Below are 15,285 nucleotides of genomic sequence, written 5' to 3'. Positions count from 1 at the left end.
CAGTTGAGTAGCTGGATTTTTAAATAAATGTAAAAAATACAGCTAATTTTGGCGTATTCCCTGTGATTTAGCGAATAGATGGAAAAAGTACAGCTAATATAAGTGGGATTGGCAGTTTGGATGATTTGAGCGGAATTTAACTGTAGGAAATCCATCTAATGCTCCCAATTGAGGAGATTCTCCAAAAATAACTACATAAAATCCATCTAATTTGTTTGGGGGCGTGTTCCACAGCATACTGAAGAAGGAATTTGTTTACTGCACGAAATTTTGGAAAAAAGCACAGGCCTAACAAGACATGTTCGAGTACATTGTGCTCTTTTTACAACCGTAAAAGAATCCATGGTTCTTTGGGCTACGTCTCGCCTGATCGATTTGAAGAACTATATTACATTAAGCGTTAGTTAATTTCTCTTAGTAAGTGTCTACTTTCTTGACAGAGGTCCATATAAGCTACACTTACCAAAATTCGACATCAAATAAGCAAACTTGGGAATACTGTTTTAATCGGAAGCTTATATATTCCAGCAATCATATTAAATGAAAGGGAGTAATGTTCATCTGAAGGTAATAATCCCATGGGAAGGTGTCCAGGAGCTGCATCTAATTAAGGTGGCTAGAAAGGAGTGATAACTGATGTTGATTACCTACAAATCCTCTTGCGATGGAAATCTAGAAAAAATAGGGCACTTCGAAAAGGATTGCTGGATTAATATTACTGCCCCATTAAAGGAAGAACTTATAGAGGTATCTGAACTATACAACATTCCAATTGAATTCTTAGAAGATCCGTTAGATTTAGAAGAAAGTGCACGGATTCAATATGATGAAGAGACGGAGTGCACACTAATTATTAACGATTTCCCAATTATTGATGAGAATACGCATGCATTTGATTCTTATATTACCATTCCTATTGGAATCATTTTAGGAAAGGATTACGTCGTAACTGTTTGTAACCAATCTAGTAACTCCTTAGAAAATATGATCAAGAAAAATGTTAACACTTCGATGAAGAGTCGTTTTGCTCTAGAGATATTATTGTCATTTTCAACGCTGTATATAGAAAAATTAAAACTGCTCAACAAACAACGACTTAAAATAGAGAGTCATTTGCGTGATTCATTAACAAGCAAGCAACTCTATGACCTAATGGAAATTGAGAAAAGTTTAGTTTACTTTCTCACTTCTTTAAAGGCTAATGCGGATGTTATAACCAAACTTTTTCGTACCAAATCCTTAACATTATATGAGGATGACAAAGATCTTCTGGAAGATCTAAAAATTGAAAATAATCAAGCCATTGAAACCACAGAATTATACACAAGAATTTTGAATAGCATAACGGGATCGTATTCTTCCCTAATATCAAATGAATTAAATAAAACAATGAAAACTCTAACGTTATTTACAGTTTTTTTAACGCTGCCTACACTTGTATTTAGTTTCTTTGGTATGAATGTTACCTTACCCATTGCTGATAAAGATCCTTTCTCATGGATTATTACACTTGTAATAGCGTTAGTTATTGTTATTTGGATCGGTTTTGCGCTATGGAGAAGGAGGATGTTATAAATTGTTTAAACGAATTTAGTGCATAAAGAATACGATATTAATCCCTTTTAATTAGTGAATATTTGCCATATAATGGGGTTATTTGCAACTGGTTACTTTTTGGAGATTCCTGTTAACTATCATGGATGACAGTTTCGCATCGGAGCGTCACCAGTAACCTTAAAAATAGAGTAGGAGATATGAGAAAAATGCATGTACATTGAAATATAAATATTCTAGGATAATGGGAATATTTATATTTTGTTTAAATGGAGACTATGTGATGAAGAAGAGAGTGAAATTATACATCCTTGCAACTCCACTTTTACTTATGATGGGCGGATGCAGCATCATGCGATCAGATGATCCTAATGCGCCAATAAACATTGTGTCACAATCTGCAACAAATTCAACTTTACCGAAATCTCCCTTGAAAATTGGAGTCCTAATTTACAGGTTTGATGATACTTTCATGACAGAAGTGAGGAACAGCATACTTGCAGCAGCTGATAGCCATGTCATCGTCGAGTTCGCGGATAGTCGCAACTCTCAATCGACTCAGAATCATCAAATGGATAAATTTGTGAAAGAAAAGGTGGATGCTCTTGCGATTAACCCCGTAGATCGGACTGCAGCAGCCGCGATGATTACGAAGGCAAAAGCAGCCAACATTCCTGTGGTCTTTTTTAACCGGGAGCCTGTGGCAGATGCTATGAAAAAATGGGACAAGGTTTACTATGTCGGCGCTAAAGCGGAACAATCCGGTACAATGTCAGGTCAACTGATCGCTGACTATTTTAAGTCGCATCCGGAAGCGGATAAAAACAAGGATGATGTCCTGCAATATGTGATGTTGAAAGGAGAACCTGGCCATCAGGATGCCGAGTTGCGAACCAAATTCGCCATTAAAGCCGTAGAAGATGCGGGTATTAAGGTGGAAAAGCTAGCTGAGGATACGGGAATGTGGGAGCGCTCAAAGGGGAGAGCGAAAATGTCGACATTTCTAGGTTTATATGGGAATCGAATAGAGGCTGTTTTTGCCAATAACGATGATATGGCGCTTGGGGCTATTGACGCCATACAAGAGAACGACTTTTTGGCAGCCGATCGATTTATCCCCGTTGTTGGTGTCAATGGCACAGCCTCGGCTATGAAAGCGATGGAAGATGGGGCACTTCTGGGAACCGTGCTGAATGATGCAGTAAATCAAGGAAAAGCAACCTATGCCGTGGCTCATAGCTTGGCCACTGGACAGATTCCGGATCAAACCAACATTGGCTACGAAATGGCAGATGGTTTATATGTCTGGATACCTTATAAAAAGATTACGAAAGGAAATACGAGCATTAATCTATCAAACAACAATAGGTAAGCGTTATCAAATTGAATAGTAACCGTTTTGAATTAAGGAAGAAAATTATAGGTAAGTCGGAGGCTTTTGATGAGAAAATATGTGGATCTGTTCGTCTACTTGCTGCTTTCCATCTCTCTTATGCTATCGGGTTGCACAATAGCTGATACGGGGCGATCCAATCAGCAGGAGCAGGTGGCTGCGGTGGATCGTGGAAAGATCGCATCCTCAAGCGAAGTAAAGTTATCCGTCTACATGTATGTGACCGATGTAAGAGTACAGAACGTGTATTATGAGATTGCACGCACCTTCGAGGCCACACACCCGGAAATTAAAGTGGAACTGCAATTCCCTGGTTTTCAGTATGAAGAGATTCTGAAAGTTAAGCTTGCCACCAACGAGTTGCCAGATATTTTCGACACACATGGTTGGGCCAAGATTCGATATGGGAAGTATTTGGTGGATCTTAGAGATGAGCCGTGGGCGAGTCAATTGACAGATACGATAAAATCGGTTGTAACGGATGACGAGGGGAAAGTATACGTATTGCCTATTAGTGAAGCGAGGGATGGCTTCTCCTATAACATGGATGTTTTAGAAAAATATCATACTCAAGTGCCAGTTACTTTTGATGAGTTGATGATGGCCGCGGATAAGATTGTGAAAGAAAGCCACGGGAAAGTCGTTCCTTTCTTTTTTTCCGGCATTGATTCATGGACGATCGGACAGTATTTTGATTATTTCGCAAGCTCTCTATTTGAAAAGTCAGATGTTTTTAAAAAGTACCCGCTGACAGCGACAGATTCGGACTGGAGCCAGTGGAATGTGCTTGCCATGAAATGGAAGGAAATGTTCGATAATGGATATATCAATCAAGATGTTTTCACGGCAAAATACAGCGATTTGCCCGAGTTGTTTGCCGAAGGCAAAGTCGCATTTTCATTTGCTTCTCCCTCTTTTGCAGACGATGCGTATGAAGTAAACCCGAAAACACGAATTGGTATTATGCCAGTTCCATCATTAAGTGTGGGAGGAAAACCTGCTTTTTCAAGCGGAGAACGCAACACAATGGGCATCTGGAGAAAGTCCAAACATTTGGCCGAAGCAAAGCTGCTGGTGAATGAATTCGCAAAGCCGTCCAATATGAAAAAAATTGCAGACGTCGTAAAAATTCCGCCGGGATTGAAGGGGGTAACTCCCGAACATGAATTTGTACCGTTCTATAAGCTATATGAACAAGTACGTGTCACCCCCTATTTCGATCGTATATATTTGCCAAATGGGATGTGGGATGTGATGCGGAGTCTGGGAATTGAGTTGCTAGCAGGCGATGTAGCTCCAGAGAAGTTCGGTCAACTTATGAAACAAGAAGTCAATCGACTATCCAAATAAAAGGGCTAGAAGCTAGGAGGCAGGAACGCAATGAGATCTGATTCTTTTCGCTTTAAGCTCATGATGCTGTATTTCTGGACGATTGTAATTCCAACGGTTATCATCGTATTCTTTCTACCGAACTTTTTTCAAAAGTTGCTGCTGCATCAGACAACACAATATACCGAAAGCACAGCTGCTGCCTTTACGAAAAACATTGAAAGCTATCTGAATGAACTGGAGCGACTCACTTTAACGCCGTACTTTGACAGCGATATTATGAAGGCGCTTAAATATAAAGCCAAACAAGATCCTATAGCGCAGCTTTCCCCCCTTGAGAAATTGAAGATGGATGAAGTGCTGAATGAAAAGTTCCATAATTTTATTCGGATGTCTAGAAAAGATATATCAGGAACGACGCTGGTCACTTCAGATGGCTCCATCTATGCCAAATCAACAGGTTTGACAGCGCCAGTTAACAATTATCCCTTTTCTACCACAGAATGGTACCGCAAAGCGTTGGCAGCAGAGGGGTCGGCCGTCTTTATTGGTAGTCATAAGCAAGACTACTTGAAGCAGCCTTTAGAGACAGATGTATTCTCGGTAGCTAGGATTATAAGAGATCCTGATACGGAGTTACAGCTTGCTTTTATTATTGCCGATGCAGATACTGGGGTGCTGCGGAATTTAATCCAAGATTTCCAATTTAACGTAAACGCTACCATTGCTGTTCTCGATGACAATCAACAGGTGGTTTATTCCACAGCACCATTATCTACATTAATGAGTAAAAGCGTAGGGGAGTCCTCAGTTTCGTTAGTAGAGGATGAAAATACGTACACGGTTATTCGCCGAGATATTGGAACAGCCCATTGGAAGTTGGTTTTTTTTTGCCAAATTCAGAAATTATCTCTCAGCTAAGGTGGTTGTACATTATCGGGGGATTGTTCGCTGTTTGCGGACTTTTCTTAACAGTCATTGTCTTCTTTCTTCTATCAAAGTGGATTATTCGTCCGTTTAAAGAAATCATCTGGACGATGAAGAAAGTGGAAATCGGTAATTTGCAAACACGTCTGCAAGTTAGGGGGACGGATGAGGTAGCGCAAATTGGTTTAGCGTTTAATCGAATGATTAATCAAGTGGAAGAGCTTATTGTTCGCGAATATCAAGCGAAATTTAATCAACAGCAAGCGGAATATCGGTCCTTGCAAGCTCAAATCCAACCCCATTTTCTTTATAATATCTTAAATGGCTTTATTGGTCTTAATCGGATTGGAGAGCATGAGAAGCTGGAAGAGTCGATCATTCACCTTAGTAAAATGCTTAGGTATATTCTTGCTGGGCGAGATTGGACTTGCGTTAAGGATGAGTGCGACTTTCTCACTTGGTACTGCCAATTGCAGCAGCTCCGGTTCCAGGATCGTTTGCAATACCGTATTAGATATGACACAGAGAGCATGAGCGTTCAAATTCCAAAGTTATTACTTCAACCACTTGTTGAGAATAGTATCATTCATGGAATTGAACCTCTGAATCAGCAAAGGGAATTGAACGTCGATGTTCATGTGGTGAACTATCATACGCTAGCTATTTCGGTTACGGATAATGGTGCTGGATTTGATGTAAGTAAAGCTGGGAAAAGTGTAGGTCTAACCAATGTTAAAGAACGCTTGCAGCTTGCATATCCCGAAGGTGAATTTGCTTTGGACAGCAAGATTGGAGAGGGCACTCGCATACATATTCGAATTCCTATCAAGGAGGCATTCAATTGAAAATAGTAATTGCCGATGACGAATATTTAGCACAACAAACATTACTTAGTATGATTCGCCAAATTGAAGGTGAGTGGGAAGTTGTGGGAGTAGCGGGCAATGGCTCTGAACTGTTAGACATCCTTCAAGCGCAGCGTCCTGATATCGCTTTTGTGGATATCAAGATGCCTGGTATGAATGGCATTGAAGCTATTAGAGAAGGTAAGGTTGTTTCTCCTCACACGGAATGGTTTATTTTATCAGGCTATTCGGAGTTCATTTATGCCCAAGAAGGTATTCAGCTTGGTGTCCTTAACTATTTGCTAAAACCTCTTAGTTTAGGGGAGTTGCGGGAAGCGTTACTTTCTGCAAAGGCATCTATTCAAGAAAGGGTTGTAGACAAACAAAGACAATTCGCGAATTCCGTGCAGAATCTGTGTTATGGATTTGAGCAGGATAATGTTTGCATTAAGGACGAGTATACATACATGCATGTTCAAATGGCTGTCGTTTTTTGGGATTGTTCTCTAGAAGGAACAGCTGAATCCTTACTGTTTAGACAGGTATACATCTCAATCAACCGGATTGTTGAAGAGTTTACGGCAAAAGGAGTGTTGCTTACCTGCTTTGCCCTCCCGAGTGGTCAGTATACGATCGTTGGGGGCCCTCGGTACAGCGTCAAAGACAAGGAAAGCTGGAACGAATTTATCTTGCGACTGCAACAAATTATTGATAGCTGGAATAGTTCTGAATTGAAGCTAACGGTCATTTCTTCACAGGAGCATTTACCTTTGCATGATATTAATCAATATGTGAATCGCATCATTCAGAGCAGTATTTTTCGTATCTTGAAGGGGTTGGGTAAAATGTGGAACAACCATTCGTTTCAGCACTTTAGTAGTGAACATCACGAACTGTGCAAACGAATGGAGAGATTGGTTAAGGCTTACCGCGAGAATCGGTACTCAGGATATATGGATGCGTTGTTTGCGATTAAGCAATACGCTGCAGCGAGTGAACGTCTTTTTGAAGGTAGCGGCATTATGGAATCAATTGGCACTTATTTAACAACAACAATGCGAATTCAGCTTGAGTCTGGCACGTCCATGTCTAGGTGTATTGTGCTTTTGAAGGAGCGTGGTGAACGAATGCTGCAACGAATGAACAAGGATGAACCATCCCAGGATATTGTGCAGAAAGTTATCCAATACATGAAGACCAATTATAGGAACGAGATCGGTACAAACTTAATTGCGGTGCATTTTCATGTCACGCCGAATTACTTGAGTACCGTGTTTCATCAGAAAACGGGATCTACAATTATGCGTTTCTTGACTGAACTTCGAATTAACAAGGCCAAGGAAATTCTAGCAGAAGGAACTGTCCAGATACAAGAGGCGGCGGAACTTGTCGGGTATTTCAATCCTAGTCACTTTACGAATTTATTTAAAAAAATTGAGGGACATTCCCCTACTGAATATAAACATATGTTGAAAAGAAACGGATAGTAAAAGAAGTCGATTGACCATAGAAATGGACAAGTCAACATTAATTATGAGACTCATGGAAGCGCCAACATTCATGTTATCCTGTATGTATTGAAGCCATTGGAAGGCTATGCGATGAAGGGTGGGGACATTGTTTCTAGAGCGCGAAATGCCTCAACGCACATTGTACGAATGGCTAGAAAATTATTGTAATCCCAGAGATTCCGTTACCATTACGGGGGAGACGGACCTGAGCCACTTGTCAGTCTAAGTGCTAAGGCCGATAGGTAACATGAAGAAAAAGAGGAGGAGTAACATTGCAAAAAAGACGTTCTACACCGAAAATTGCGGTAAAACTATTCTTAATTATGAGCTTGCTTATTGTCAGTCTGCCAATTGGATTGCCGAATGCCGCCTTTGCCAATTCTGAACAACCTCTATTTAAACAAGACCAATATAATTCTGATGAAAGCAACGTCACGAAAGCTGGAATTTCATCGGTGTCCGAAGCTACTTATGTATCTGACCCAAATGGGGTAAACAAGGCATTTGCGGCGGAGCTGCCAGCTGCGGCAGGAGCAAGCATGGTGTTGGATAGTGCATGGGAAGTAGAAAACCCGACAAATGGAAAACTTGTTGTTAATGCGGATGGAAGTATTACGATCACAACGGAAGGTGGAGCAATTAATGATGCAGGGGGAATGAAAAACACCCTTTACTATCAGCTTCCGAACCAGACGGACTATGATTTTACTGTGAAAGTAAAAGGGAATTTTACGGCGAACTATCAGGGAGCTCAACTGATGATCGCAAGCGGAAAAAACCGTGCGAATGCCGTTGGTGTGGTCCGCAGATTTCATGGATTTCTTGGCGGAACATATGGAACAAACATGCTCATGGGCGTTATGCAGAATGGTGGTACGCCTGGCGAGTATTATGAAGGTGCTGCAACCATCGGCAATGAGTTCTATCTGAAACTTCAGAAGCAGAACGGAAGAATCACTGGTTTCTATGCAGCGGCGTACAGTGACAACAAAGCAGATTGGAATCAGATTATTGATACCACTGGCGGCAAGAACTATGAATTCATAGACAAGGGTAATGCACTCATTGACCCTGAGAAGATTTATTTAGGAATCGCAGCGGCAAACGGTGGCGGGAATACACCTACAAACATCACGTTCTCTGATCTGAGAATTGGTGGTGAACCGGTACCTTTCGCTATAAATTCAAAGGCATTAAAATCCGTTGTGCTTTCTGGTGAAACAGAAATGGGTGTAGGTGCTGCACATACACAACCGCTTAACGTGACAGGTTCAGATTATGATGGTAGTGAGATTACAGAATTTGATTCGGTAGTTTACACAAGCAGTGATGTAGATGTGGCAACGGTTAGTCAAAATGGTGTTGTTACAGGTATACATAACGGTAATGTAGTCATTACTGCCAAAGCAACATTGGGCGAAGTTACAAGAACAGCTACTCTGGCCATTCAAGTTGGAGATATTGAGACAGAAGAATCATGGGAACTTTCATCTCCAGATGGCCATACCAAGATGAAGGTAGAAATGATCACAGGTGGCGTTCTGCAATATACTGCGGAAAAGAATGGTGTACAAAATATTGGGACATCACCACTTGGTTTAGTAACCAGCTTAGGTGACTTTACGAGTGGTCTTGTATTAAGAGAAACTTCAGAAGTGAAAGAAATCAACGAAAGCTATAAGGTGCTTTCCGGTAAGAGTAATGAATATACCAATCACTACAAAGAACAAACGCTTACATTTGCAAGGAAGAATGATAATTCTGTTACATTTGATTTGATAATCCGCGCCTATGATGATGGAACGGCATACAGATATGCTGTCCACACAGATGTGGCCAAAGAGATTAAAATCAGTGATGAAGTATCAGGCTTGCAGCTTCCGAAAGAAGCAGATGTATATTGGATGAACTATACTTCAGCTACATGGAACTATGAAGGTCAGTATACAAAAACGACAACTGAAGGATTAGCAGCGGGCTCTACTCCCTCCATACCATTCTTATATGGGAAAAATGGTGTCTGGACGCTGTTCTCAGAAGCAGACCTCAACGGAACTTACACGGGTTCTATGTTTACAGTCAAAGACAACGGGATGTTAGATGTTTCATTCTCTAAGACACAAGGGACGAAGGCTGTAGTGACAACGACGCCTTTCAAATCTCCATGGAGAGCGGCCATCACAGGTACTACGAAAGACATTGTCGAAAATACAATGATTGAAAACTTGAGTACGCCGGCAGATTATGCAAAATATGATTATGAATCATGGGTAGACCCAGGTTTATCTTCCTGGTCATGGGTAGCTAACTGGGGAAGTGGAATCAGTGATCAGTCCAAAGCTGAAACACATGTGAACTGGATTAACTTTGGAGCTGAAATCGGATGGGATTATTATATCCTTGATGAAGGCTGGGCTCTGGGCGGTCGTGGTAACGTGACTGGTGTGCGTGACTGGTGGCCGCAAGTAAAAGCGTTAGCAGAAGAAAAAGGAGTTAGATTGTGGGCTTGGGTACATGTAAGCGATATTGATACACAAGCAGAACGCGACAAGCACTTCTCTGAATGGGCTGCACAAGGTATCGTAGGCATCAAGCCGGATTTCTTTGATGGGGAAGGCCAGAGTAATATGCAGCTTTATGATGATCTGTATAAAGATGCGGCGAAGTACAAGCTCATGGTTCTTGCACATGGTGCAAATAAACCAACCGGTGAAATTCGTACGTATCCAAACGTATATGGACATGAAGCAATCCGTGGACAGGAAGCAGGAGGTATTACTGCGGAACAGTACACAATGATTCCGTTTATCCGAGCGGCAATTGGACCGGCAGAGGTTACTGAAGAAATCAAATCTAAAGATCCTAACAAGACGACTATGGGATTCCAGATCGCATTGACAGCGTTGATTGAAGACGGAATTCACAGTATGGGTTCTCCGCCGGATGCTTATAGAAGTAACCCAGAAGGCATGTCCTACTATAAAAATTACCCGAAAAAATGGGATGAAACAGAATTAGTTAATGGTGAAGTTGGCGATTATCTGAACATAGCAAGAAGAGCCGGAACGAACTGGTATGTTTCTGGAATCAGTGTGAATCCAAAAACGATGCAAGTTCCATTAAAATCGCTTGACGCAGACAAAGCGTATACGGTATTGCTTTACACAGAAAACGGCAGACAAGATCTAGATATGAAAATTATCCCGAATGTTACAAACCAAACCGTATTGGACGTAAATGTACTTTATGGTGGCGGATATGCCTTACGTGCAGTTCCGACAGCAGAGTTGGATAGCATTACTTCAATCGTTGCCACTCCGGCAAAAGTGTCCGTAGAAAAAGGATATTTATCTAATCCGGTAGCACTTACGCTCAGTCCGGTAAAAGCAGAATTCAAAGATGTTATATGGAGTGTTGCAGATGCAACAATCGCAACTGTTAATCAGAACGGTGTCATCCGAGGCGTTGCTGAAGGTGAGACTACAGTAACGGTAACTTCTGCTTTCAACGCAACTGTAAAAAAAGAAATTAAAGTAACGGTTACACCTCCAAGGTATGTTCTTGATAGTAATAAATGGTCAATTCTTAACCGAAGTGAAAATGTTATTATCAATAATACCGATTCTGCAACAATTACAACAGAAACGGGAGTACTTGGCGCTAATAACTGGAAAAACATGTTCGCTATGGACGTACCGGCAGGCGATAAAGACTTTACGATCACTGCTAAGATTTCCGGTGGCCTTAAGGCAAATTATCAAGGTGGATTTATCACAGTCTTTGATAAAGCGAATCCGAATAGCTTATCGGTAGCAGCAGGACGGCGTTATCACAGCGGCATAATGGGGGGAAGTCACCCTCAGGCGCTCGGTGTAATGTCAACCTCAGGAGGTACCTCTGAATATTACAACGCAGATGATAATTATAATCAGGATGTTTACGTAAAAATTCAAAAAGCGGGCAGTACATTTACTAATTCCTATAGCTATGATGGTGAAATTTGGACAGCAATTACAGACAAAGGAACACCTAAAACGACTACAAATGCAAATTTGGCAGCAAGTGCACAACTTTCTGTAGGTTTCTATGCAGGTTCAGGCGGGGGACAAACAGCAATTGATATCAAAGTCAGCGATTTTACTTACAATGGTGTGAAGGTACCATTAGCCATTGATTCCGTGGGACCAGAAGTTGTTGATAAGACGGCGCTGAATGAAGCAATAGCATCTGTAGAAGCATTAAATGAAGTAAACTACACAGCAGGAAGCTGGGCAGCATTAGTTACTAAATTGAATGCAGGAAAAGATGTAACTGCAAAAGTGAATGCTACACAGCAGGAAGTGGCTGAAGCAACAGCAGCAATTCAAACAGCAGTTGAAGCACTTGTAGTTGTAGATCCAGAAGTTGTTGATAAAACGGAACTGAATGAAGCAATAGCATCTGTAGAAGCATTGAAAGAAGCAGACTACACAGCAGGCAGTTGGGCAGCATTAGTTACTAAATTGAATGCAGGAAAAGATGTAGCTGCAAATATGAATGCTACACAGCAGGAAGTGGATGAAGCAGCAGCAGCAATTCAAGCAGCAGTAGAAGCACTTGCTGGAACAGATCCAGGAACAGATCCAGGAGCAGGTCCAGGAGCAGGTCCAGGAGCAGGTCCAGGAACAGGAGCAGGAGCAGGAGCAGGAACAGGAACGGATCCAGAAAAACCAGTGACTGAACCTGTACAGCCGGGAGTGCAATTCATGGCCAATGTCGTTGATATTGCCAGCGTGCTAACCGGCTTCGCACAAAAAGTTGAGGAAGCCAAGTCCATTCCGGCTCCGTTGGAATTTACGGATACTTCTTCTCATTGGGCTGACTCCACCATTGGTATCTTTGTGAAGTTAGGATTGGTTACCGGTTATCAGGACGGCAGCTTCCACCCGGATGGAAGCATCACCAGAGCGGAGTTCGCTACGGTTATTGCCAAGGTATTTGGCCTTGCAGGTAACGCTAACGGAAGCTCCTTAAGTGATATTTCCGGTCACTGGGCTGAAAACTCCATTATAGCCTTGCAACAAAAAGGTATAATTTCCGGCTACGAGAACGGCACATTCCTGCCTGATCGGGAAATCAGTCGTGCGGAGATTATTGCAATGATCTCCAAGATCATTAACCTGAATAGCGTTAATACTGCGTCCTCCAGCTTCTCGGATCTGGATGAGACATGGAATAAGGAGCAGATCGGGCAAGCGGCGGCAGCCGGCATCATCAGCGGGGTGGGAGAGGGTATGTTTCTTCCAGCCAAGCAGGCTTCCCGTGCCGAAGCGTTAACTATTGTACTGCACGTTCTAGAGACTAATCCGGAGCTTAAGAGCCTCCTGGATACCCTGAAATAAGCAAGCCTTTGGTTTACTAAAGGCGCTTGTCCAAATAGAAGCCCGCCAAAGTAGGAACCATCCCATAGCGATAAGCTACGGTCTGGGGATGTTGGCGGGCTCTTTTTATTTCTTTGTCTATGCCTTGAGGAACTCTTGCAATTGATTAGATTAGAGCTCAAATACGAAAATATTACATAAAAGAGACGGAGCAAGTACATTTTTCTTGATGAACTTATGCGATATAGTAATCATACTAATTTTAAAAAAGGCTATAGCGAAGTGTGAAATGATCGCAAGAGAAGCAGAGAGGTGTATCATATTGTTTTTACAAGCAAAAGAAACAGTGGAAATCAGGATTGACGCTCAGGAACATCAGGGTATTGGGCTAGCTTTGCAAGATTTAATTCGTGATTTGAGCCATGTGATGAACATTCAGGCCGATTGCCGAAAGTACCTTTCGGATGTAGAGGGCTTTTCTATTCTAGTAGGAAGTTTAAGCAATCCTGCTTTTTCAGATTTCTTAAAGAAGAAAAAGATAGATTTCAGTGATATCGATGGAAAAAAAGAATATTATTTTGTTAAAAGTATAGGCGAAGAAGGGCGTCATCTCGTAATTGCTGGCAGTGATACCAGAGGGGCGATCTATGGGATTTACGAATTTAGCCGAGTTGTTCTGGGCGTGAATCCCTTGTATCTGTGGACAGGCCATGCACCTGCACCCAAGGAAAGTCTTGATTTGGGCAGCATTTCGTTGATGGATGGACCTACAACGTTCCGTTACCGAGGATGGTTCATCAATGATGAGGATCTGTTGCTGGGATGGACTGGGAAATTCGATCAGGATTTCCAGAACAATGCCTTCACGAAGCATGCGGGTTATGCGAACGCACTGGAACCGATTATGGAGACTGCACTCCGTCTCAAACAGAATCTGCTGATCCCGTGCTCCTTGTTAGACATCCTCGATCCGTCCGATGAGGATTTGGTCAGGCGGGTGTCAGAGCGCGGGCTACTTATTTCCCAACATCACATTGAGCCGTTAGGGGTATTCCCCAAAAGGGTTCGACGCTATTGGCAGGAAAAAGGAGATGTTGAACCACTGTCCTATACGAAAAATCCTGAGAAGTATGAGGAGGTTTGGCGGCTTTATGCAAGCCGTTGGGCACGATATGACAATGTGGTTTGGCAACTTGGTCTTCGTGGCATGGGCGACAAGCCTGTCTGGGCAGATGATCCCTATGCGCCAGAAACAGCGAGTGGAAGAGGTCAGTTGATTGCTGGTGCCATTGCTAAGCAACATGAGATTATTGTCGAAGCACTAGGTCACAATGACTTCGCCTCTACAGCCACGTTGTGGATGGAAGGTATGGAGCTTCTGAAGGGGGGACATCTATCCTTCCCGAAAGAAACGATCATTATCCATGCGGATTTTGGACCGACTCAGATGTTGGGTGACAGCTTCTATGAGGTAAAACGAGAGCCAGATAGGCAGTATGGGATTTACTATCACGTTGCTTTCTGGAGTTGTGGACCCCATCAGGTCCAGGGGACTTCACCGCAGAAAATTTACTACAATCTGCAAGCAGCTGTTCAACAAGGAAATACAGACTACCTAGTTGTTAATGTAACGAACCTCAGAGAAATGCTGCTTGGAACCCAATATACGGCGGCAATAGGTTGGAATTTTGGGAATTACCAACCAGAAGCGTACTTGCAAGATTGGTCTGTCGAACATTACGGTCAGCAAGTTGGAGGGGCAGTTGCTCTTGCATATCAAGGTTATTTCGGCGCATTCCACGCCTTGGACAACCGGGGATACGCAGGTCGTATGCTCCTGATGGACGGCATGTGCCGTAGACTTACAGTTAAGCTGGTGGCCATCCTGAATGGTCAACCGTTTACCAAAGACGAGATCCAGAACAAAACCCTGTTGGCTTTCGATCAAGCAGAGGATTTCATAAGCTATTATAAAAATGCCACTGGAGATGCTCTTCCGAAGTGGGACATGGCTTTGAACGCGGCTCATCAGGCTTTGCAGGAAATAGACGAGGAGCGCAGAGAGTTCTTTACGACCAATCTGATCGTCCAACTAACTCTCATCCGTGCGCTATATCGGACCGTTCATCATCTATCTGTTGCAGCGGAGTTTGTACTTGCCGGATCTACAAGCGAAAAGTACCAGGCGCGTGGCCGAATCTTGGAGGCATTAGCAGAGCTTCAGCTGGCATCAGTTATCCGTATGCATGCGGAGAAAGGGAAGTGGAAAGGTTGGTACGATGGTGATGTACTGCTAAACCTTCCTGACCTTATCCGCCAAGTGAGAGAATGTGCAGGGAATTATTGAGACGCATGCCTAGAAATTT

At 42.5% G+C, this 15,285-nt stretch carries 8 protein-coding genes; all 8 read left to right on the top strand.

The window, feature by feature from the left end:
- Positions 1-636: 636 nt before the first annotated feature.
- The 8 genes from GC096_RS07660 to GC096_RS07625 all read left to right on the top strand — a co-directional run bounded on the left by GC096_RS07660 (position 637) and on the right by GC096_RS07625 (position 15,266).
- Complete coding sequence (locus GC096_RS07660) at positions 637-1,575, top strand: magnesium transporter CorA family protein (RefSeq protein ID WP_171629638.1); 939 nt, start codon at positions 637-639, stop codon at positions 1,573-1,575.
- A gap of 262 nt (positions 1,576-1,837) precedes the next feature.
- A complete protein-coding gene (locus GC096_RS07655; RefSeq protein WP_171629637.1) occupies positions 1,838-2,926 on the top strand; it encodes a galactose ABC transporter substrate-binding protein in 1,089 nt (362 codons plus the stop codon).
- Between the two features lie 69 nt (positions 2,927-2,995).
- Entirely contained in the window at positions 2,996-4,297 is a 1,302-nt protein-coding gene (locus GC096_RS07650) for an ABC transporter substrate-binding protein (RefSeq protein WP_171629636.1), read from the top strand.
- A gap of 30 nt (positions 4,298-4,327) precedes the next feature.
- A complete protein-coding gene (locus GC096_RS07645; protein ID WP_171629635.1) occupies positions 4,328-5,197 on the top strand; it encodes a cache domain-containing protein in 870 nt (289 codons plus the stop codon).
- Positions 5,167-6,048 (top strand): sensor histidine kinase, encoded by an 882-nt coding sequence (locus GC096_RS07640; protein ID WP_171629634.1) that lies wholly within the window; start codon positions 5,167-5,169, stop codon positions 6,046-6,048. Before GC096_RS07645 ends, GC096_RS07640 begins: the two co-directional genes overlap by 31 nt.
- Positions 6,045-7,535: a response regulator transcription factor gene (locus GC096_RS07635; RefSeq protein WP_171629633.1), complete on the top strand. Its 1,491-nt coding sequence runs from the start codon at positions 6,045-6,047 to the stop codon at positions 7,533-7,535. The genes GC096_RS07640 and GC096_RS07635 overlap by 4 nt, the downstream gene beginning before the upstream one ends.
- 296 nt (positions 7,536-7,831) lie before the next feature.
- Positions 7,832-12,940 carry a glycoside hydrolase family 97 N-terminal domain-containing protein gene (locus GC096_RS07630; RefSeq protein ID WP_171629632.1) on the top strand — a complete coding sequence of 1,703 codons (5,109 nt, stop codon included), beginning with the start codon at positions 7,832-7,834 and terminating at the stop codon, positions 12,938-12,940.
- Positions 12,941-13,241: 301 nt separating this feature from the next.
- Positions 13,242-15,266 (top strand): glycosyl hydrolase 115 family protein, encoded by a 2,025-nt coding sequence (locus tag GC096_RS07625; RefSeq protein ID WP_171629631.1) that lies wholly within the window; start codon positions 13,242-13,244, stop codon positions 15,264-15,266.
- Positions 15,267-15,285 lie beyond the last annotated feature (19 nt).

Source organism: Paenibacillus plantarum (assembly GCF_013141695.1).
Taxonomy (GTDB): Bacteria; Bacillota; Bacilli; order Paenibacillales; family NBRC-103111; genus Paenibacillus_E; species Paenibacillus_E plantarum.
Note: the sequence above shows the minus strand (reverse complement) of the source record. Positions and strands in the feature narration are given on the sequence as shown.

Coding starts and splice junctions, on each gene's coding strand:
- GC096_RS07660 (WP_171629638.1), top strand. CDS start 637: ATGTTGATTACCTACAAATCCTCTTGCGATGGAAATCTAGAAAAAATA.
- GC096_RS07655 (WP_171629637.1), top strand. CDS start 1,838: ATGAAGAAGAGAGTGAAATTATACATCCTTGCAACTCCACTTTTACTT.
- GC096_RS07650 (WP_171629636.1), top strand. CDS start 2,996: ATGAGAAAATATGTGGATCTGTTCGTCTACTTGCTGCTTTCCATCTCT.
- GC096_RS07645 (WP_171629635.1), top strand. CDS start 4,328: ATGAGATCTGATTCTTTTCGCTTTAAGCTCATGATGCTGTATTTCTGG.